This is a genomic window from Escherichia sp. E4736, assembly GCF_005781225.1.
Lineage (GTDB): Bacteria > Pseudomonadota > Gammaproteobacteria > Enterobacterales > Enterobacteriaceae > Escherichia.
In genome coordinates, this window is the sequence record NZ_VATT01000007.1 from 293,618 (window position 1) to 314,168 (window position 20,551).

The 20,551-nt window shown below is 52.4% G+C and carries 15 protein-coding genes and 3 other RNA genes; 13 read left to right on the forward strand and 5 right to left on the reverse strand.

Features of this window, described 5'->3' with window-relative positions; genetic code table 11:
• Positions 1–120 precede the first annotated feature (120 nt).
• Positions 121–1,515, forward strand: coding sequence for a YchO/YchP family invasin (locus FEK46_RS06085; RefSeq protein ID WP_130205683.1), 1,395 nt, complete (start codon positions 121–123; stop codon positions 1,513–1,515).
• On the opposite strand, the gene narL is transcribed toward FEK46_RS06085, so the two are convergent.
• Both narL and narX read right to left on the reverse strand, forming a co-directional pair.
• Positions 1,516–2,166 carry a two-component system response regulator NarL gene (gene narL / locus FEK46_RS06090; RefSeq protein ID WP_000070491.1) on the reverse strand — a complete coding sequence of 217 codons (651 nt, stop codon included), beginning with the start codon at positions 2,164–2,166 and terminating at the stop codon, positions 1,516–1,518.
• A complete protein-coding gene (gene narX, locus FEK46_RS06095) occupies positions 2,159–3,955 on the reverse strand; it encodes a nitrate/nitrite two-component system sensor histidine kinase NarX (protein ID WP_135559635.1) in 1,797 nt (598 codons plus the stop codon). The genes narL and narX overlap by 8 nt, the downstream gene beginning before the upstream one ends.
• Positions 3,956–4,293: 338 nt before the next feature.
• Here narX and narK point away from each other — a divergent pair, with 338 nt between their 5' ends.
• The 12 genes from narK to FEK46_RS06155 all read left to right on the forward strand — a co-directional run bounded on the left by narK (position 4,294) and on the right by FEK46_RS06155 (position 19,981).
• Positions 4,294–5,685 (forward strand): nitrate transporter NarK, encoded by a 1,392-nt coding sequence (narK, locus tag FEK46_RS06100; RefSeq protein ID WP_130205687.1) that lies wholly within the window; start codon positions 4,294–4,296, stop codon positions 5,683–5,685.
• A gap of 516 nt (positions 5,686–6,201) precedes the next feature.
• On the forward strand, positions 6,202–9,945 hold the full coding sequence (locus FEK46_RS06105; RefSeq protein ID WP_135409866.1) for a nitrate reductase subunit alpha: 3,744 nt from the start codon (positions 6,202–6,204) through the stop codon (positions 9,943–9,945).
• A complete protein-coding gene (narH, locus tag FEK46_RS06110; protein WP_046082940.1) occupies positions 9,942–11,480 on the forward strand; it encodes a nitrate reductase subunit beta in 1,539 nt (512 codons plus the stop codon). Before FEK46_RS06105 ends, narH begins: the two co-directional genes overlap by 4 nt.
• The gene (gene narJ / locus FEK46_RS06115) at positions 11,477–12,187 is read left to right on the forward strand and encodes a nitrate reductase molybdenum cofactor assembly chaperone (RefSeq protein WP_130205691.1); all 711 of its coding nucleotides are present in this window, start codon (positions 11,477–11,479) and stop codon (positions 12,185–12,187) included. Before narH ends, narJ begins: the two co-directional genes overlap by 4 nt.
• Positions 12,187–12,864, forward strand: a complete 678-nt coding sequence (gene narI, locus FEK46_RS06120; protein ID WP_001160110.1) for a respiratory nitrate reductase subunit gamma — start codon at positions 12,187–12,189, stop codon at positions 12,862–12,864. The genes narJ and narI overlap by 1 nt, the downstream gene beginning before the upstream one ends.
• Positions 12,865–13,099: 235 nt before the next feature.
• Complete coding sequence (locus tag FEK46_RS06125; protein ID WP_135493820.1) at positions 13,100–14,107, forward strand: 3-oxoacyl-[acyl-carrier-protein] synthase III C-terminal domain-containing protein; 1,008 nt, start codon at positions 13,100–13,102, stop codon at positions 14,105–14,107.
• Positions 14,104–15,120: an NAD(P)-dependent oxidoreductase gene (locus FEK46_RS06130; RefSeq protein WP_135559634.1), complete on the forward strand. Its 1,017-nt coding sequence runs from the start codon at positions 14,104–14,106 to the stop codon at positions 15,118–15,120. The genes FEK46_RS06125 and FEK46_RS06130 overlap by 4 nt, the downstream gene beginning before the upstream one ends.
• Positions 15,098–15,904, forward strand: coding sequence for an MBL fold metallo-hydrolase (locus tag FEK46_RS06135; RefSeq protein ID WP_135559633.1), 807 nt, complete (start codon positions 15,098–15,100; stop codon positions 15,902–15,904). Before FEK46_RS06130 ends, FEK46_RS06135 begins: the two co-directional genes overlap by 23 nt.
• On the forward strand, positions 15,901–17,187 hold the full coding sequence (locus tag FEK46_RS06140; RefSeq protein WP_135559632.1) for a F390 synthetase-related protein: 1,287 nt from the start codon (positions 15,901–15,903) through the stop codon (positions 17,185–17,187). Before FEK46_RS06135 ends, FEK46_RS06140 begins: the two co-directional genes overlap by 4 nt.
• Positions 17,184–17,786 (forward strand): phosphatase PAP2 family protein, encoded by a 603-nt coding sequence (locus tag FEK46_RS06145; RefSeq protein ID WP_135493826.1) that lies wholly within the window; start codon positions 17,184–17,186, stop codon positions 17,784–17,786. The genes FEK46_RS06140 and FEK46_RS06145 overlap by 4 nt, the downstream gene beginning before the upstream one ends.
• Positions 17,779–18,903 carry a sterol desaturase family protein gene (locus FEK46_RS06150; protein WP_135559631.1) on the forward strand — a complete coding sequence of 375 codons (1,125 nt, stop codon included), beginning with the start codon at positions 17,779–17,781 and terminating at the stop codon, positions 18,901–18,903. The genes FEK46_RS06145 and FEK46_RS06150 overlap by 8 nt, the downstream gene beginning before the upstream one ends.
• A complete protein-coding gene (locus FEK46_RS06155; RefSeq protein ID WP_135559630.1) occupies positions 18,890–19,981 on the forward strand; it encodes an acyl-CoA desaturase in 1,092 nt (363 codons plus the stop codon). Before FEK46_RS06150 ends, FEK46_RS06155 begins: the two co-directional genes overlap by 14 nt.
• Positions 19,982–19,997: 16 nt before the next feature.
• On the opposite strand, the gene FEK46_RS06160 is transcribed toward FEK46_RS06155, so the two are convergent.
• The 3 genes from FEK46_RS06160 to FEK46_RS06170 form a co-directional block, all read right to left on the reverse strand.
• Positions 19,998–20,129, reverse strand: a non-coding RNA gene (locus tag FEK46_RS06160) — RtT sRNA.
• A gap of 46 nt (positions 20,130–20,175) precedes the next feature.
• Positions 20,176–20,307: non-coding RNA, RtT sRNA (locus tag FEK46_RS06165), on the reverse strand.
• Positions 20,308–20,353: 46 nt separating this feature from the next.
• Positions 20,354–20,485, reverse strand: a non-coding RNA gene (locus FEK46_RS06170) — RtT sRNA.
• Positions 20,486–20,551 lie beyond the last annotated feature (66 nt).

Genomic DNA, 20,551 nt, shown 5'->3' on the forward strand with positions numbered 1-20,551 from the left:
ACCAATCCGACACATTTTTTAGGATTTGTCATAAAGCATGCAAAAGTACAAGAAAAATTACCAGTAATCGTTATTCTATAAAGCTGTAGCTGTTCATTTTTATTGGAAATTACTGACGTTTTGAGCCGTTTCGTCCCCCGCATTATCGCAATTTGTTTACTCTTGCTGCTGGCAGGCGGTATAGCTAGCGCACAGTCCTCCTTTAAACAGCAAGCGGCAAATCCTTTTGATAACGACAGTGACGGTCTTCCTGACTTAGGAATGGCTGCGGAAAATCATGACGGTGAAAAACATTTTGCTGAAATTGTGAAAGATTTTGGTGAAACCAGTATGACTGATAAAGGTCAGGACACTGGCGAGCAGGCGAGAGCTTTTGCGTTGGGAAAAGTCCGCGATGCGCTTAGCCAGCAGGTCAATCAGCACGTGGAATCCTGGCTATCGCCGTGGGGGAACGCCAGTGTCGACGTCAAAGTGGATAACGAAGGACATTTTACAGGTAGCCGGGGGAGCTGGTTTGTACCGCTACAGGATAACGAACGTTATCTTACATGGAGCCAGATTGGGCTCACTCAGCAGGATGATGGTCTGGTCAGTAACCTTGGCGCAGGCCAACGCTGGGCGCGTGGCAACTGGCTGGTGGGATATAACACTTTTTATGACAACTTGCTGGATCAAAATCTCCAGCGAGCAGGTTTCGGTGCCGAAGCGTGGGGGGAATATTTGCGGTTGTCAGCAAACTATTACCAGCCTTTTGCCTCCTGGCGTGAACAGACCGCCACGCTCGAGCAACGAATGGCGCGTGGTTACGACTTGACGGCCCGGATGCGGATGCCGTTTTACCAGCATATCAACACCAGCGTTAGCCTCGAACAATATTTTGGTCAGAGTGTTGATTTGTTTAACACCGGCACGGGTTATCACAATCCCGTCGCCTTGAGTCTTGGACTAAATTACACACCTGTCCCACTCGTTACAGTAACCGCCCTGCATAAACAGGGGGAAAGTGGAGAAAGGCAAAATAACCTCGGACTGAATATTAACTACCGTTTTGGCGTGCCGCTCAACAAACAGCTTTCTGCTGGCGAAGTTGCTGAAAGCCAGTCGCTACGCGGTAGTCGCTATGACAATCCGCAGCGAAATAATCTGCCGACTATTGAGTATCGGCAACGTAAAACCTTAACGGTGTTTCTGGCAACGCCGCCCTGGGATCTTAAACCTGGTGAAACCGTGCCACTGAAATTACAAATTCGCAGTCATTACGGTATTCGGCAATTGATTTGGCAGGGAGATACGCAGATGTTAAGTCTGACATCGGGAGCGACAGCCAATAGTGCGGATGGCTGGACGTTGATCATGCCGGACTGGCAAAGTGGGGAAGGGGCGAGCAATCAATGGCGATTGTCGGTAGTGGTGGAGGATAACCAAGGGCAGCGTGTCTCCTCCAATGAGATCACGCTAACGCTTGCCGAACCTTTCGACGCAATGTCGAACGACGAACCGATCTGGGAACCGTAATCAGAAAATACGTTCCTGATGCACCCATACCGCAGCTTCTACACGAGATTTGAGCTTCATTTTTTTCAGCATGTGTTTCACATGCACTTTAACCGTGCTTTCAGTGATGTCCAGGCGACGGGCAATCATCTTATTCGGTAAGCCCTGGGCTATTAGTTTTAGAATGTCGCGTTCACGTGGTGTTAACTGGTTAACATCACGCTCAGTCGTAGCGCGGTTAGCGCGCAGGCTGGCGGCCAGAACAGGGGTCAACGCTTCGCTTAAGACCATTTCGCCAGCGGCAGCCTGATGCAATGCTTTCAGTAAATCTTCTGGCTCCATATCTTTTAACAGATAGCCATCTGCACCACGTTTCAATGCGGTTACCACGTCCTCTTCATGGTTAGAGACGCTGAACACCACAATACGGCCGGAGAGGGACTTTTCGCGCAGTTTATCCAGCGTTTCCAGACCGTTCATGCCGGGCATATTGAGATCTAACAGGATCAGATCGGGATCAAGAGATTCCGCCAGTTCAATACCCTGTTCGCCATTACTCGCTTCGCCAACCACGGTGATATCTGGTGCCATACTAATAAGCTGTTTTACGCCAGTTCGCAGCATCGGGTGATCGTCAATCAGCAGGATAGTAGCCGGTTCCTGATTACTCATGGGTATCTCCTTGGACGTCTGTGAAAGTTTTTTCGGGAATAAAGGTGACCACCACTTCGGTGCCACCTGATTCACGACGGCGGACGCGGCAATCGCCTCGTAAACTTTGCGCACGGTCGCGCATTATTATCATGCCGTAGTGATTGCTGCGGATGGCATTTTCAGGCACGCCGCAGCCATTATCCTGAACGGTCAGTTTTACCTGATTATCGTTTTGCGCCACCGTAACCACCATCTCACTTGCTTGCGAATGTTTGAGGGCGTTACTTAATGCCTCACGGGCAATTTGCAACAGATGGATTGCCTGATGTGAAGGCACCAGACGTGGCGGCAATTGGTAATTCAGCTTCACCGGGAAGCCAAATTTGGCGCTGTACTCTTCGCAGCTCGCCTCCAGTGCGGGACGTAATCCTGGTTCGGTGAGCTGTAAACGAAATGTGGTGAGTAACTCACGCAACTGCGCCCAGGACGCATTCAGTTCGTTACGGATCTGGCTTAACAGTTCGCGGCTGCTTTCTGGCAGCGCGTCGCCTTGCATCTGTAAACAACTTACCTGCATTTTCATGCAAGAGAGCGATTGAGCAATAGAATCATGCAGTTCGCGCGCAATGGTGGCACGCTCTTCCATCACGATCAACTGCTGCTGGCGCTCCTGATGGCGATCCAACGCCAGCGTGGCGGTGAGTTGTTCAACCAGGGTATCCACCAGTTGTTGTTGATCATGGCTAAGATGACGCCCCTGCGGCAGGGTAGCCAGCAAAATACCATACTGCATATGAGAATCCGCTAACCGCCATTTCAACGTAGTGCCGCGATCGCCAACGGGTAAAACGCCGCGTGGGCAGAGATGGCAGCCTTTATCATCACAAGTCATATCTGGCTGACAGGTGAACTCCTGATGGTTCTCTTCATCTTCCGTGTCATATACCCGTAGTTCGATATCACGCAACAGGGTTAAATTTTGTAGACCGTTAAGCACAGGCGACAGGCGTTCACACAGCGGAGCGCGGGAATGCAAACGGCGGTTGGCCTGCCACAAAAAAGAGAGAATCTGATTTTTATGCTCCAGTCCGGCAGTTTTCTCCTGTACCCGCTGCTCAAGCACGGCATAACTTTCCGCCAGTTCAGCAGACATATTGTTCAGTGCAGTCCCCAACATCGCCATCTCGTTTCGTCCGCTGATATTCGCTCTCTTACTAAAATCGCGATGACTGACAGCGCTGGCCATTGCCAGTAATTGTCGCCACGGTTGAAGCAAACGCGCTCGCAGCCAGATAATGGTAAACACCAGTAAAAGCGCCATAAAGACCGCCATTACCCGGTGGACCAGCACAACTGTCTCAATACGCGTTTCGGTGGTGCGATCGAAACCAGAAACCAGCTTATCAAGCCCGGCAACAAACTGGCTGACGTCTGCCGACACCGTTTCGCGGTTTTGTGCACGCAACAGCGCAGGAATCAATTCATTGCGCCAGTAATCCTGTAGCCCCTGTAATTGCGCCAGTTGCCCGTCTCGTTCTGCCGCACGAGTTAACTCGGTGCTAAATGCCGTTTGTTCCATCTCTTTGATTAAGGGCTTGTCATTCTCGCTTAATGGCACAGCTGCTAGCAGACGGTAACTTTGCATGCGCAGCGATCCCGCTTTGTTGATCGCATGGGCGCTGCCCTGAACGCCTTGCACCAGCCAGCCAGAAACTGCCATCCCCGCCAGTCCAATGGCGGTAGAAAGCAAAACAATCAGCGCAACCTGATTAACCAGGGTGAGCGGAGAGAGACAACGTTTAAGCATATAAACCTCTTCCTTCAGGCTTTGAATGAGCAATAACCTTAATGAATGTGACGATACATTCTGGAATGGCAGTATTCTCGGCTATTGGCTGAAGTATACCCATACCCGGAAAGAGTTACTCCTTATTTGCCGTGTGGTTAGTCGCTTTACGTCAGTAAGGGTAGGGATTTTACAGTGTCGTGAAAAATCTCAAAATTTTTATGAAATCTCTGTACTCACTATGGGTAATGATAAATATCAATGATAGATAAAGTTATATTGTCGTTTGATTTACATCAAATTGCCTTTGGCTACAGACACTAAGGTGGCAGACATCGAAACGAGTATCAGAGGTGTCTATGAGTCACTCATCCGCCCCCGAAAGGGCTACTGGAGCAGTCATTACAGATTGGCGACCGGAAGATCCTGCGTTCTGGCAACAACGCGGTCAACGCATCGCCAGCCGTAACCTGTGGATTTCCGTTCCCTGCCTGCTTCTGGCGTTTTGCGTATGGATGTTATTCAGTGCCGTTGCGGTGAACCTACCGAAAGTCGGCTTTAATTTTACGACCGATCAGCTATTTATGCTGACTGCGCTACCTTCAGTTTCTGGCGCATTATTACGTGTTCCATACTCCTTTATGGTTCCAATCTTCGGTGGTCGTCGCTGGACGGCATTCAGCACCGGTATTCTGATTATTCCTTGCGTCTGGCTGGGTTTTGCCGTTCAGGATACCTCCACGCCTTATAGCGTCTTCATCATCATCTCTCTGCTGTGCGGCTTTGCTGGCGCGAACTTCGCCTCCAGTATGGCAAACATCAGCTTCTTCTTTCCGAAGCAGAAGCAGGGTGGCGCGCTGGGCCTGAATGGTGGTCTGGGCAACATGGGTGTCAGCGTCATGCAGCTGGTTGCTCCGCTGGTGGTATCACTGTCAATTTTTGCTGCATTTGGTAGCCAGGGTGTAACACAGCCTGATGGCACCGAGCTGTATCTGGCGAACGCGTCCTGGGTATGGGTGCCGTTCCTCGCCATCTTCACCATCGCGGCATGGTTTGGCATGAACGACCTTGCTACCTCGAAAGCCTCCATCAAGGAGCAGTTACCGGTACTCAAACGTGGGCATCTGTGGATTATGAGTCTGCTGTATCTGGCAACCTTCGGCTCCTTCATCGGTTTCTCTGCGGGCTTTGCCATGTTGTCAAAAACGCAGTTCCCGGACGTGCAGATTCTGCACTACGCCTTCTTCGGACCGTTTATTGGCGCACTGGCGCGTTCTGCTGGTGGTGCATTGTCTGACCGTCTTGGCGGTACCCGTGTCACGCTGGTGAACTTCGTGCTGATGGCGATTTTCAGTGGCTTGCTGTTCCTCACCTTACCGACTGACGGGCAGGGCGGAAGCTTCATGGCGTTCTTCGCGGTCTTCCTGGCGCTGTTCCTGACCGCAGGGCTGGGTAGCGGTTCTACCTTCCAGATGATCTCCGTGATCTTCCGTAAACTGACGATGGATCGTGTGAAAGCAGAAGGGGGTTCTGACGAACGTGCCATGCGTGAAGCGGCAACCGACACTGCGGCGGCACTTGGCTTCATCTCTGCGATTGGCGCTATCGGTGGCTTCTTTATCCCGAAAGCGTTTGGTAGCTCACTGGCATTAACGGGTTCGCCAGTCGGTGCAATGAAAGTATTTTTGATTTTCTATATCGCCTGCGTGGTGATTACCTGGGCGGTATACGGTCGGCATTCTAAAAAATAAATCGTTACTCGTCATACTTCGGGTTACATGTGCTGCGGCTGCGTTCATTCACTCCAGTCACTTACTTTAGTAAGCTCCTGGGATTCATTCACTTGCCGCCTTCCTGTAACTCGAATTATATAGAGTAAAATATTTGATTATCCTTTGCGCGGCGTAATGTCGCGCTTTTTTTATTTGTCATTTAGTTACAACATACTTTGAGGGCGATAATTATTTTCAATTGCGTCAATTAAGCACCATTAATATGTCATCCATGGGGGATACTCCTTAATACCCACCTGTATAAAAATCCGAAATGTATAAATGTGAGATAGCATAAAAACCATTAATTTACAGTCTGTTAGATATAAATTATTAATTACCCTTAAGGAGTATCTTAGGAATTTACTTTATTTTTCATCCCCACCACTCTTGATCGTTATCAATTCCCACGTTGTTTCAGAGCGTTACCTTGCCTTTAAACATTAGCAATGTCGATTTATCAGAGAGCCGACAGGCTCCCACAGGAGAAAACCGATGAGTAAATTCCTGGACCGGTTTCGCTACTTCAAGCAGAAGGGCGAAACCTTTGCCGATGGGCATGGCCAGCTTCTCAATACCAACCGTGACTGGGAGGATGGATATCGCCAGCGTTGGCAGCATGACAAAATCGTCCGCTCTACCCACGGGGTAAACTGCACCGGCTCCTGTAGCTGGAAAATCTACGTTAAAAACGGTCTGGTGACCTGGGAAACCCAGCAGACTGACTATCCGCGTACCCGTCCGGACCTGCCAAACCATGAACCTCGCGGCTGCCCGCGCGGCGCCAGCTACTCCTGGTATCTCTATAGCGCCAACCGCCTGAAATACCCAATGATGCGCAAACGCCTGATGAAAATGTGGCGTGAAGCGAAGGCGCTGCATAGCGATCCGGTTGAGGCATGGGCTTCTATCATTGAAGACGCCGATAAAGCGAAAAGCTTTAAGCAGGCGCGTGGACGCGGTGGTTTTGTTCGTTCCTCCTGGCAGGAAGTGAACGAACTGATCGCCGCATCTAACGTTTACACCATCAAAAACTACGGCCCGGACCGTGTCGCTGGCTTCTCGCCAATTCCGGCAATGTCGATGGTTTCTTACGCATCGGGTGCGCGTTATCTCTCGCTGATTGGCGGTACTTGCTTGAGCTTCTACGACTGGTACTGCGACCTGCCTCCTGCGTCTCCGCAAACCTGGGGCGAGCAAACTGACGTTCCGGAATCCGCTGACTGGTACAACTCCAGCTACATCATCGCCTGGGGTTCAAACGTGCCGCAGACGCGTACCCCGGATGCTCACTTCTTTACTGAAGTGCGTTACAAAGGCACCAAAACTGTTGCCGTAACGCCGGACTACGCTGAAATCGCCAAATTGTGCGATCTTTGGCTGGCACCGAAACAAGGCACCGATGCGGCAATGGCGCTGGCGATGGGCCACGTAATGCTGCGTGAATTCCACCTCGACAACCCAAGCCAGTATTTCACCGACTATGTGCGTCGCTACACCGACATGCCGATGCTGGTGATGCTGGAAGAGCGCGACGGTTACTACGCTGCGGGTCGTATGCTGCGCGCTGCCGATCTGGTGGATGCGCTGGGCCAGGAAAACAATCCGGAATGGAAAACTGTCGCCTTTAATACCAATGGCGAAATGGTTGCGCCGAACGGTTCTATTGGCTTCCGCTGGGGCGAGAAGGGCAAATGGAATCTGGAGCAGCGCGACGGTAAAACCGGCGAAGAAACTGAGCTGCAACTGAGTCTGCTGGGTAGCCAGGATGAGATCGCTGAAGTGGGCTTTCCGTACTTTGGCGGCGACGGCACTGAACACTTCAACAAAGTGGAGCTGGAAAACATTCTGCTGCACAAACTGCCGGTAAAACGCCTGCAACTGGCCGACGGTAGCACCGCTCTGGTGACCACCGTTTATGATCTGACGCTGGCAAACTACGGTCTGGAACGCGGCCTGAACGACGTTAACTGCGCAACCAGCTACGACGATGTGAAAGCTTACACTCCGGCGTGGGCCGAGCAGATCACTGGCGTTTCTCGCAGCCAGATTATCCGTATTGCCCGTGAATTTGCTGATAACGCTGACAAGACGCACGGTCGTTCGATGATTATCGTCGGTGCGGGTCTGAACCACTGGTATCACCTCGATATGAACTACCGTGGTCTGATCAACATGCTGATTTTCTGCGGCTGTATTGGTCAGAGCGGCGGCGGCTGGGCGCACTACGTAGGTCAGGAAAAACTGCGTCCGCAAACTGGCTGGCAGCCGCTGGCGTTTGCCCTTGACTGGCAGCGTCCGGCGCGTCACATGAACAGCACCTCTTACTTCTATAACCACTCCAGCCAGTGGCGTTATGAAACCGTGACTGCGGAAGAGCTGCTGTCGCCGATGGCGGATAAATCCCGCTACACCGGACATCTGATCGACTTCAACGTTCGTGCGGAACGCATGGGCTGGCTGCCGTCTGCACCGCAGTTAGGCACTAACCCGCTGACTATCGCTGGCGAAGCAGAAAAAGCCGGGATGAATCCGGTGGATTACACCGTGAAATCCCTGAAAGACGGTTCCATCCGTTTTGCGGCTGAACAACCAGAAAACGGTAAAAACCACCCGCGTAACCTGTTCATCTGGCGTTCTAACCTGCTCGGTTCTTCCGGTAAAGGTCATGAGTTTATGCTCAAGTACCTGCTGGGGACGGAACACGGTATCCAGGGTAAAGATCTGGGGCAGCAGGGCGGTGTGAAGCCGGAAGAAGTGGACTGGCAGGACAACGGTCTGGAAGGCAAGCTGGATCTGGTGGTGACGCTGGACTTCCGTCTGTCGAGCACCTGTCTCTATTCCGACATCATTTTGCCGACGGCGACCTGGTACGAAAAAGACGACATGAATACTTCGGATATGCATCCGTTTATTCACCCGCTGTCTGCGGCGGTCGATCCGGCCTGGGAAGCGAAAAGTGACTGGGAAATCTACAAAGCCATCGCCAAGAAATTCTCCGAAGTGTGCGTCGGTCATCTGGGTAAAGAAACCGACATCGTCACGCTGCCTATCCAGCACGACTCTGCCGCTGAACTGGCACAGCCGCTGGATGTGAAAGACTGGAAAAAAGGCGAATGCGACCTGATCCCAGGTAAAACCGCACCGCACATTATGGTCGTAGAGCGCGATTATCCGGCAACTTACGAACGCTTTACCTCTATCGGCCCGCTGATGGAGAAAATCGGTAACGGCGGTAAAGGGATTGCCTGGAACACCCAGAGCGAGATGGATCTGCTGCGTAAGCTCAACTACACCAAAGCGGAAGGTCCGGCGAAAGGCCAGCCGATGCTGAACACCGCCATTGATGCGGCAGAGATGATCCTGACGCTGGCACCGGAAACCAACGGTCAGGTAGCCGTGAAAGCCTGGGCTGCCCTGAGCGAATTTACCGGTCGTGACCATACGCATCTGGCGCTGAATAAAGAAGACGAGAAGATCCGCTTCCGCGATATTCAGGCACAACCGCGCAAAATTATCTCCAGCCCGACCTGGTCTGGTCTGGAAGATGAACACGTTTCTTACAACGCCGGTTACACCAACGTTCACGAGCTGATCCCGTGGCGCACGCTCTCTGGTCGTCAGCAGCTTTATCAGGATCATCAGTGGATGCGTGATTTCGGTGAAAGCCTGCTGGTTTATCGTCCGCCGATTGACACCCGTTCGGTGAAAGAAGTGATGGGCCAGAAATCCAACGGTAATCCGGAAAAAGCGCTCAACTTCCTGACGCCGCACCAGAAGTGGGGGATCCACTCCACCTATAGCGACAACCTGCTGATGCTGACTTTAGGTCGCGGTGGTCCGGTGGTCTGGCTGAGTGAAGCCGATGCCAAAGATCTGGGTATCGCCGATAACGACTGGATTGAAGTCTTCAACAGCAACGGTGCACTGACTGCCCGTGCGGTTGTCAGCCAGCGTGTTCCGGCAGGGATGACCATGATGTACCACGCGCAGGAACGTATCGTTAACCTGCCTGGTTCGGAAATTACCCAACAGCGTGGTGGTATCCATAACTCGGTCACCCGTATCACGCCGAAACCGACGCATATGATCGGCGGCTATGCCCATCTGGCATACGGCTTTAACTACTACGGCACTGTAGGTTCTAACCGCGATGAGTTTGTTGTAGTGCGTAAGATGAAGAACATTGACTGGTTAGATGGCGAAGGCAATGACCAGGTACAGGAGAGCGTAAAATGAAAATTCGTTCACAAGTCGGCATGGTGCTGAATCTCGATAAGTGCATCGGCTGCCACACCTGTTCAGTTACCTGTAAAAACGTCTGGACCAGCCGCGAAGGCGTGGAATACGCGTGGTTCAACAACGTGGAAACCAAGCCGGGCCAGGGCTTCCCGACCGACTGGGAAAACCAGGAAAAATACAAAGGCGGCTGGATCCGTAAAATCAACGGCAAACTGCAACCGCGCATGGGTAACCGCGCCATGCTGCTGGGTAAAATCTTCGCTAACCCGCATCTGCCGGGGATCGACGATTATTACGAGCCGTTTGATTTTGACTATCAGAACCTGCATACCGCGCCGGAAGGCAGCAAATCGCAGCCGATTGCCCGTCCGCGTTCGCTGATTACCGGCGAACGGATGGCGAAAATCGAAAAAGGGCCGAACTGGGAAGATGACCTGGGCGGCGAGTTTGACAAACTGGCGAAAGACAAGAACTTCGACAACATCCAGAAGGCGATGTATAGCCAGTTCGAAAACACCTTCATGATGTATTTGCCGCGCCTGTGCGAACACTGCCTGAACCCGGCATGTGTGGCGACCTGCCCGAGCGGTGCGATTTACAAGCGTGAAGAAGATGGCATCGTCCTGATCGACCAGGATAAATGCCGTGGCTGGCGTATGTGCATCACCGGATGTCCATACAAAAAAATCTACTTCAACTGGAAGAGCGGTAAGTCTGAGAAGTGCATCTTCTGCTATCCGCGTATTGAAGCCGGTCAGCCGACGGTGTGTTCAGAAACCTGTGTCGGTCGTATCCGTTATCTCGGCGTGCTGCTGTACGATGCGGACGCCATTGAACGTGCGGCCAGCACCGAGAACGAAAAAGATCTCTACCAGCGTCAGCTGGACGTGTTCCTCGATCCGAACGATCCGAAGGTCATCGAGCAGGCGATTAAAGATGGTATCCCGCTGAGCGTTATTGAAGCTGCGCAGCAGTCGCCGGTTTATAAAATGGCGATGGAATGGAAACTGGCGCTGCCGCTGCATCCGGAATATCGCACCTTGCCGATGGTCTGGTACGTGCCGCCTCTGTCTCCGATTCAGTCTGCTGCAGACGCTGGCGAGTTGGGCAGCAACGGCATTTTGCCAGACGTCGAAAGCCTGCGTATCCCGGTACAGTATCTGGCGAACCTGCTGACCGCAGGCGACACCCAACCGGTACTGCGTGCGCTGAAACGCATGCTGGCGATGCGTCATTACAAACGTGCTGAAACCGTTGACGGTAAAGTTGATACCCGTGCGCTGGAAGAGGTCGGTCTGACCGAAGCCCAGGCGCAGGAAATGTATCGTTATCTGGCGATTGCTAACTACGAAGATCGCTTTGTGGTACCAAGCAGCCATCGTGAACTGGCACGGGAAGCCTTCCCGGAGAAAAATGGCTGCGGCTTTACCTTTGGTGACGGCTGTCACGGTTCAGATACCAAATTCAATCTGTTCAACAGCCGTCGTATCGATGCCATCGATGTGACCAGCAAAACGGAGCCGCATCCATGATCGAACTCGTGATTGTATCGCGTCTCCTTGAATATCCGGATGCTGCCTTATGGCAGCATCAACAGGAGATGTTCGAGGCGATTGCCGCGTCGGAAAATTTGTCGAAAGAAGATGCCCATGCGCTGGGCATTTTCCTACGCGATTTAACGGCGATGGATCTGCTGGATGCCCAGGCGCAGTACAGCGAACTGTTCGACCGTGGTCGCGCCACGTCACTGTTGCTATTCGAACATGTTCACGGTGAATCCCGCGATCGTGGTCAGGCAATGGTTGACCTGTTGGCGCAGTACGAGCAGCACGGCTTGCAGTTAAACAGCCGCGAATTGCCGGACCATCTGCCGCTGTATCTGGAATATCTGGCGCAGCTGCCGCAAAGCGAAGCCGTGGAAGGTTTGAAAGATATCGCGCCGATTCTGGCATTGCTGAGCGCGCGTCTGCAACAGCGTGAAAGCCGTTATGCAGTGCTGTTTGATCTGCTGCTGAAACTGGCGAATACCGCTATCGACAGCGACAAAGTGGCGGAAAAAATTGCCGATGAAGCGCGCGACGATACGCCGCAGGCGCTGGATGCCGTCTGGGAAGAAGAGCAGGTTAAGTTCTTTGCAGACAAAGGCTGCGGTGATTCGGCAATCACTGCCCATCAGCGTCGCTTTGCCGGTGCCGTCGCGCCGCAATATCTGAATATCACCACCGGAGGACAGCACTAATGCAATTCCTGAATATGTTCTTCTTTGACATCTACCCGTACATTGCCGGGGCGGTCTTCCTGATTGGTAGTTGGCTGCGCTATGACTACGGGCAGTACACCTGGCGCGCGGCATCCAGCCAGATGCTGGATCGTAAAGGAATGAACCTGGCGTCGAACCTGTTCCATATCGGCATTCTGGGGATTTTCGTCGGCCACTTCTTCGGTATGCTGACGCCGCACTGGATGTATGAAGCGTGGTTGCCGATCGAAGTGAAACAAAAAATGGCGATGTTTGCTGGTGGTGCCAGCGGCGTGCTGTGTCTGATTGGCGGCGTGCTGTTGCTGAAGCGCCGCCTGTTCAGCCCTCGCGTGCGTGCAACCACTACCGGAGCAGATATCCTGATCCTGTCGCTGCTCGTTATCCAGTGTGCGCTGGGTCTGCTGACCATTCCATTCTCTGCCCAGCATATGGACGGTAGCGAGATGATGAAACTGGTTGGCTGGGCGCAGTCGGTAGTGACCTTCCACGGTGGCGCTTCTCAACACCTTGATGGTGTCGCGTTTATCTTCCGTCTGCACCTGGTGCTGGGGATGACGTTGTTCCTGCTGTTCCCGTTCTCGCGTCTGGTGCACATCTGGAGCGTACCGGTGGAGTATCTGACACGTAAGTATCAGCTGGTGCGCGCTCGCCACTAAGCACGACAAAGTGCCTGATGCGCTGCGCTTATCAGGTCTACAGAGTCGTACAATTCATTGATATTACGTGATATGTATGCCGGATAAGGCGTTCACGCCGCATCCGGCATAACGTAACGCACGTTGTCAGCCTGCTGAAATCATCAGTTACACATTGTCGATATTTCAGATTGTAGAGAAACGAACCTCATCTATATGATTGGCCCACCTATGGAACAGTGAAGGAGCACTGACCGTGGATCAACCTAATCACTCGACGATTTCTGCGGCATTAAAAATAATCGCCACGGGGATCGCCTTACCGCCTGATAAAATTACCTCTCAACAACTGGATGTTCAGTTAAATAAACCTGCGGGCTACGTTGAGCGACGTTCCGGCATTTGCTGGCGCTATTTTGCCAGCAACGACGCCAGCCAGGCCGAACTGGCGGCAGAAGCGTTGCATAATGCGTTAGCATCGGCTGCCTTAAAACCTTCTGATATTGATCTGTTAATTTGTGCGTCAGCCATTGCCGTACAGGCATTACCCTGTAGCGCAATTCATATTCTTAAAGCCGCTGCTATGCCCGCAGGCGTTGCCGGATTTGATATCAACAGTAGCTGTGTCAGCTTTATTTCCGCTCTGGAAGTTGCTGCCGGATTATTAAACTGTGGAGCATATCGGCGCATTGCTATCGTCTCGGCAGATATTGCTTCACGCGGCATCGACTGGAATCATGAAGAGTCGTCACTCATTTTTGGTGATGGCGCGGCGTGCGCGATTGTTGAGCGAGGTGATGGTCGCAGCGGGATTATCGCCAGCCTGATCGAAATGTATCCCGAAGGCAGCGAACTGTGTGAAATTCGTGCGGGCGGCACGCGGCGTAATCCTCGTTCTGGTGTGAGTGACAGCGACTTTCTTTTTCATATGCAGGGGAAACCGCTGTTTCGTTTTGCCTCTTCACTTATTGAAGATTATTTTTCGCGCTTACTGCAAAAAAGCGGCCTGCAACTGGCTGATATTGTTACGGTCGTTCCGCATCAGGCTAGTCATCTTTCCCTTGAACATATGCGTAAACGGCTGCGAGTGCCGGAATCTGCGCTTATTGATGTCTACCGCTTCTACGGCAATCAGGTTGCTGCGTCTATACCCACAGCGCTGCATGAAGCGGTAATTAGCGGTCGTTTTACTGCGGATAAACCTGCGCTGTTGATTGGCACGGCGGCGGGGTTAACGCTGGCTGGCATGGTGCTTTTACCGTGAAGATCCTCGTAACAGGGGCGACCAGCGGCCTCGGGCGAAATGCCGTGCAATATTTGTTGCAATCGGGTGTTTCGGTTGTGGCAACAGGGCGAAATCGTGAGATTGGCAAAGTTCTCGCAAGCGCAGGTGCACAATTTGTGGCTCTCGATTTAACCGAGGCAACTGAGGATGACTGCGCCCGCTTGATGGAAGGCTGCGATGCCGTCTGGCACTGTGCGGCAAAGTCTTCGCCCTGGGGCGACAAAACGGCATTCTGGCTTGCCAATGTCAAAGCGACCTACACTTTGGCACAGGCGGCAGGCAGGCTGAACATTCCCCGGTTTATCCATATCTCCACGCCTGCTGTTTACTTTGATTTTCAACATCACTATGACCTGCCAGAAAATTATCTTGCGCGAACATTTTCCAGCCATTATGCCAGCAGTAAATATGCCGCTGAGCAGGCTATTGCCGGGGCAGTAGCGCAATATCCTGCCACGAGGTTTATCCTTTTGCGTCCCCGTGGTTTGTTTGGCCCTCATGACCAGGTGATTGTTCCCCGCCTGATGCAGCAGTTGCAGCAGGGCGGCGGTTGCTTACGTTTGCCGCGCGGGGGTGAAGCGTTATTGGATCTCACTTTCGTGCAAAACGTGGTGTATGCCATGCAGCTGGCAATGCAAGTTGAAGGATTACGCTCAGGCAGTATTTACAACATCAGCAATCATCAGCCGCAGAAATTATCTGTAATGCTTGACGCCTTGCTGCGCCAGCAACTGGGATTGAGCTACCAAATTACTACCGTTCCCTGGCCATTGCTTTCTCTGGTCGCGCGCGGCCTGGAGCTGTACGGGAAATGCGTTAATCAGGAACCTGTTATCACACGTTACAGCGCCGGAACACTCTGTTTTGATATGACGCTGAGTGCGCAAAAGGCCATTACAGAGTTGGGATATCACCCGCGCTTTTCGATGGAGCAAGGTATTGCAATCACGGGACAATGGCTGAGGGAACATGGCAAATATAACCGCATTTGAAACGGGCTGGTGTACCCATATTGGCTGTATTGCGCTGAAAGGGGCTGGGCTGAAAGTGTGTAAATTCCCCGCCCGCGCCTGGCTGCTGGAAGTGGGGGAGAAACGCTGGCTGTGGGACACTGGCTATTCTTCGTGGTTTGAACATTACACGAAATCCGGCGTATTTCGTCTTTATCGCCAGGTCACGCCGGTTTATTTCGATCCACAACAGGCGTTGGTGCGACAACTTTCCGCGCACGGACTGGCGGCAAAAGATGTTGATGCGATTATTCTGTCGCATTTTCACGCCGATCATATTGCTGGTCTGCGCGATTTTCCTGATGTCGCCTGCATCTGTTCCGGTGAAGGTTGGCAGCAGGTAAGAACGCTGCGTGGCATAGCCGCACTGCGTCAGGCCTTTGTGCCAGGGCTGATCCCGGAGAATTTTGAATCCTCACTGCGTTTTATTGAAAGTTTCGCATCGGTGAATATGCCTCCTGAACTGGCACCGTTTGAGAGTGGCTATTTGCTGCCAGAAAGCAATGGCGAAATTATCCTCGTGCCGCTTCCCGGACATGCTGGCGGACATATCGGTGCGTTTGTGCAAACAGACGATGGCTGGACTTTACTGGCTGGGGATGCGGCATGGGCACCAGCTAACTATCAGGAGCTGCGAGGGCCTTCACCACTGGCGCATCTGGTTATGTCCGACAGCCGCGCCTACTACCGCACGCTTGGGCAATTACATCAGCTTTGGCAAAACGGCGCAGTGGACATTCGGTTGTGCCACGAGGGGGATTTATGATCCCGTTGGCTTTACTCTGGCGCTACTTTCGTACCCGCAGGCTGCATTTCACCGATCGCCAGGCGCTGGAATACTGGCAGGCAAAAAGGCTGCATTCGTTCCGGCAAAATGTCTTATCTAAGAGCCCGTGGTTTCAGCGTTATCTGGCGTTGCCGTTTAACCAGTGGCCGTTGATGGACAAAGCATTAATGATGACGCATTTCGATGAGATGAATACCGCGGGTTTAAAGCGCGACGAGCTTCTCGCCTGTGCAATGCGCAGTGAGCAGAGTCGTGATTTCAAACCCAGCGTGGGCAAGTTTAGCGTCGGGCTTTCATCAGGTACATCGGGGCGTCGTGGACTTTTCGTGGTTAGCCCGCACGAGCAACAGATTTGGGCCGCCGGTGTGCTGGCAAAAGTGCTGCCCGACGGTTTATTTGCCAAAGAGCGGGTGGCACTGTTTTTGCGCGCGGACAACAACCTCTATCAAAGCGTGAATAACCGCTGGTTAAGTCTCGACTTTTACGATCTGCTGGCGCCATTTCAGGCGCAACTCAAACAACTGGAACAGCGAGCGCCCACGATTATTGTCGCGCCAGCTCAGGTATTACGCGCACTGGCGCTGGCGGTGATTGCCGGAGAGCTAACGCTAAAGGTCAAAAAAGTGATTTCGGTGGCGGAAGTTCTGGAGCCGCAGGATCGGGAATTACTGCGAAGCGTGTTCAACAATGTGGGCGAAATCTATCAGGCGACAGAAGGCTTTCTCGCCTCTACCTGCCGGTGTGGCACGTTACATCTCAACGAAGAATTTGTTCACATTGAACCGCAATGGCTGGATGAGCACCGTTTCATGCCGATCGTCACAGACTTTACCCGCACCACGCAGCCGGTGGTGCGTTATCGACTTGATGATGTGCTGGTGGCAAGTGAACAGCCATGCCCTTGTGGCAGTGCGACAATGGCGATTGCGCGTATCGAAGGGCGGCAGGACGATCAACTGCAACTGCCGACAAGATCTGGCGATATTCAGACCGTATTTGCCGATGCATGTAGTCGGGTGCTGGCGATGACGCTGCCGTTAACTGCTGATTATCGCCTGCTACAAACCGGGGCAGCACAGCTAACGCTAATAGCAGATTGCGAACCGGGGATGCTGGAGCAGTGCCGGGAAGCGTTGAATGCCTTGTTTATACGCCAGGATATCGCAGTCGGGCAATTAATTTGGTCGCTGGAATCGCAAACGGTGCCCGTCGCTTTTACAGCCAAGCGGCGGCGAATTGTGCGTGAGTGGGGGCGGGAATGAGCAATTTACTGCTACGCCTGAAACAGATGCTGCTGGGCTGGGGAACCGTTGGGGTTATCTACAATTTTAGCGACTCCCTGCAAGGTGAAGGGTATCAATTAACGCCGTCAGTAATTGATAATTTAATTGCGTTTTCACCCTCCGCCGTGTGGCTGTATCTCTCGTTTTTTCTAATTGTGCCGTTAGGTTATTTATCCACACCACTTTGCCACCTGCGCTGGCTGGCCCGCGCAATGCAACTTTCGGCACTGGTGGCAGGCGTGTTTTATCTACTCTGGCCCACAACCATGCAATATCCCGCGTTTGCTCAGTCGGGGATATCTGCGGGGGCTCTAAATGGGCTGATCGCCATTGACTCAAGTCAGAACTGTTTTCCCTCCTTACACGCCGCGCTCACGCTGTTGGCGGTATGGGCAATTGCCAAAAAGGGGAGCCGTTGGCTAACACTAATGAGCGTGGTTTGGGCGATAGCTATCGCCTTTTCGATTCTGCAATTACGCAGACATTTATTTATCGATTTAGTAGGCGGCGCGTTGCTGGCGTCGATTTGCGGTTGGATATGCGCAACATGCGAGAAAAGGAAGACGCAATATGAGTGATTTACTGTTTCCCATCATATCGATGGTGCTGTTGGTGTTAGCCGAAGCGGGCGTGTTGCAATTCACCGGGCGGCAAAAAGTGGACTGGCTGGACGTTATTTTTAATATCAACTCCGGTCATATGATGCTGTGGTTATTTCGCTGCCTGGAAGTGCTCTGCTATGGCCTGCTGGTCAATCACTTCAGCCTTGGACTGTTTGATAATGCGCCGGTGATCCTGCTGTGGCTGTTTACTATCCTTGCGTGGGATTTCGGCTTTTACTGGCTGCATCGCTGGCATCACGAAATGCGCCCGCTGTGGGCGGTACATGTGGTGCATCATCAGGGTGAACACTACAACCTCTCATTAGGCGTGCGGAACTCGTGGTATTCCTCGTTAACCTCAATCCCGTTTTTTATGCTGCTGGCGATGCTTGGTGTGCCATTGCAGGTCTTTTTGGCGGTTTCTATTATTCACTATGGTTGGCAATTTTTTAACCATAACGCGCTAACGCCGAAACTGGGTTGGCTGGAAAAAGTGCTGATCACGCCTTCGCATCATCGCGTCCATCATCTGAATGAAAAGCAATATGCCGATACCAATTACGGTGGCACCTTTTTGTTGTGGGATAAACTTTTCGGTTCCTGGAGTGCTGGGCCGGATCATGACATAGGCTACGGCGTAAAAAATAGTCGCTTGTCCTGTAACCCGATGCGCGAGAGTAACCTGCCATTTTTACGCTTAATGGGCTTTCGCTCATTTGGCAAAGCGATTGAACGTCGTTACCAAAGTTCCGCGTGGGCAGTGGGGGCAGGGGTGATTCTGCTGTTTATGCTGGTGCTTGGTTACATCCAGCAATATGGCTATGGCATCGAGTTTATTACCAGTGAGCAAGCCGTATTATTTGTTCTGCTGGTGGCAGGCTCCATTGCGCTGGGGGGCATGAGCGACGGGCAGCGTTGGGGAATGATTTTGTGGTGCTCTGTGACGTTGTCACTGCTCTATTTTATTCTATATATGTGTTCGTGGAGCACTCTGCTCTGGAAGGGATTAGCGGGCATTTTGCTGGCCCATTGCGTGTTATTCCTAATCGGTGTAGGACGTAAGTCGCTAAGGAAACACTATGAACCTGTTTAAGCCCGACAGGTTAATCATTTTTCCTGCTGATGATCCGCAACTGGTGAAACAGTTGCAGAAAGGCACGAAATCGTACCTCGCAAAAGCAGGCGATCATCGTTATGCCGACGGCTGGGCATTCACCAAAATGGCGGCACTGATTATTGCCTGTCTGTGCTGTTATGCACTGGCGTTGTCTCAAAGCCAGTGGGGGCTGTATCTGTTGTGGTATCTGGCGATGATGTTTTGCGCCATGCTGTTAGCGGTCAATGTGGTGCATGACGCGTCGCATGATGCGTTTTTGCGCGGTAAAAAGGCCAATGCGTGGCTTAACCGGTGGGTTGCTTTTCCAATGGGGCTTGATCCGGACTGTTGGCGGGTGCGCCACGTTCGCTTTCATCACGGCTTTACCAATATTGAATTTTACGATCCGGATACTGCAGAAAATGGCATTCTTCGCCAGACTCCGTGGCAGCAGTGGCGACCTTTTATGCGCCAGCAACATCGCTACTGGCCGCTGGTCGCCGCGCTCACCTTTCCCTGGTATATCTGGGTGGTGGACTGGCTCGATCGCGCCGGGTTTACGCCGGTAACACGGCACCTGGCCCTGCGAGGTTTTGCTGGCTGGGGGTATTTCTTAGCCGGGAAACTGGCGCATTGTGCGCTCTGTCTGATACTTCCCTGGCTTTTGTCTGATTTTAGTTTTATGACCATCGTGCTGACTTATCTGCTTAGCCAGCTGCTGGCGTCATTGATCTTTGTGATGTTGATTATCGGAACGCACTGGGCGAAGGGGCATACGCAGTTACCGCCAGAAGAGGGCAAAATGGCCGTGGGCCGGCTGGCGCATACCTTCGCCACTACCTTTGACTGGACGCCGCAACCTGCATGGCTTGGCTACTGGCTGGGCGGAATTAATTTGCATCTTACCCATCATCTTTTTCCTCACTGGCATCATCGCCATTATCCAGCGTTAAGCCGCATTATCGCGCAAATTGCCAGCCAGCAAGGTCTGGATTATCAGTTATTGACGTTAGCGGATTTGCTGAGGCTACAGCAGCAGTTTTTACGGCGAATGGGGGAGGCGCAGATAGATTGAGAAACGAATTAAGAGATGGTGGTGGGGGAAGGATTACTCAGCGCTGCGCGCTTCGCCCTTCGGGTCGTTGCCTGCGGCAACGCTCTCTCGCTGACGCTCGAGTCGAACCTTGGTCGAAGGTTCTCATCCTTCCCCGTATGGGCAGAATATGAAACGATATCGATAAGCTTGAAATGAGTTTTATCAGGAAGTGATGGTGGTGGAGGAAGGATTACTCAGCGCTGCGCGCTTCGCCCTTCGGGTCGTTGCCTGCGGCAACGCTCTCTCGCTGACGCTCGAGTCGAACCTTGGTCAAAGGTTCTCATCCTTCCCCGTATGGGCAGAATATGAAACGATATCGATAAGCTTGAAATGAGTCTTATCAGGAAGTGATGGTGGTGGGGGAAGGATTACTCAGCGCTGCGCGCTTCGCCCTTCGGGTCGTTGCCTGCGGCAACGCTCTCTCGCTGGCGCTCGAGTCGAACCTTAGTCGAAGCTTCTCGTCCTTCCCCGCATGAGCAGAATATGAAACGATATCGATAAGTTTGAAATGAGTTTTTATCAGGAAGTGATGGTGGTGGGGGAAGGATT

Excerpts from the sequence above, each read along its gene's own strand:
- narJ (WP_130205691.1), top strand. The coding sequence starts at position 11,477 with ATGATCGAACTCGTGATTGTATCGCGTCTCCTTGAATATCCGGATGCT.
- narH (WP_046082940.1), top strand. The coding sequence starts at position 9,942 with ATGAAAATTCGTTCACAAGTCGGCATGGTGCTGAATCTCGATAAGTGC.
- FEK46_RS06145 (WP_135493826.1), top strand. The coding sequence starts at position 17,184 with ATGAGCAATTTACTGCTACGCCTGAAACAGATGCTGCTGGGCTGGGGA.
- FEK46_RS06140 (WP_135559632.1), top strand. The coding sequence starts at position 15,901 with ATGATCCCGTTGGCTTTACTCTGGCGCTACTTTCGTACCCGCAGGCTG.
- FEK46_RS06135 (WP_135559633.1), top strand. The coding sequence starts at position 15,098 with ATGGCAAATATAACCGCATTTGAAACGGGCTGGTGTACCCATATTGGC.
- narL (WP_000070491.1), bottom strand. The coding sequence starts at position 2,166 with ATGAGTAATCAGGAACCGGCTACTATCCTGCTGATTGACGATCACCCG.
- FEK46_RS06155 (WP_135559630.1), top strand. The coding sequence starts at position 18,890 with ATGAACCTGTTTAAGCCCGACAGGTTAATCATTTTTCCTGCTGATGAT.
- narK (WP_130205687.1), top strand. The coding sequence starts at position 4,294 with ATGAGTCACTCATCCGCCCCCGAAAGGGCTACTGGAGCAGTCATTACA.
- narX (WP_135559635.1), bottom strand. The coding sequence starts at position 3,955 with ATGCTTAAACGTTGTCTCTCTCCGCTCACCCTGGTTAATCAGGTTGCG.
- narI (WP_001160110.1), top strand. The coding sequence starts at position 12,187 with ATGCAATTCCTGAATATGTTCTTCTTTGACATCTACCCGTACATTGCC.
- FEK46_RS06105 (WP_135409866.1), top strand. The coding sequence starts at position 6,202 with ATGAGTAAATTCCTGGACCGGTTTCGCTACTTCAAGCAGAAGGGCGAA.
- FEK46_RS06150 (WP_135559631.1), top strand. The coding sequence starts at position 17,779 with ATGAGTGATTTACTGTTTCCCATCATATCGATGGTGCTGTTGGTGTTA.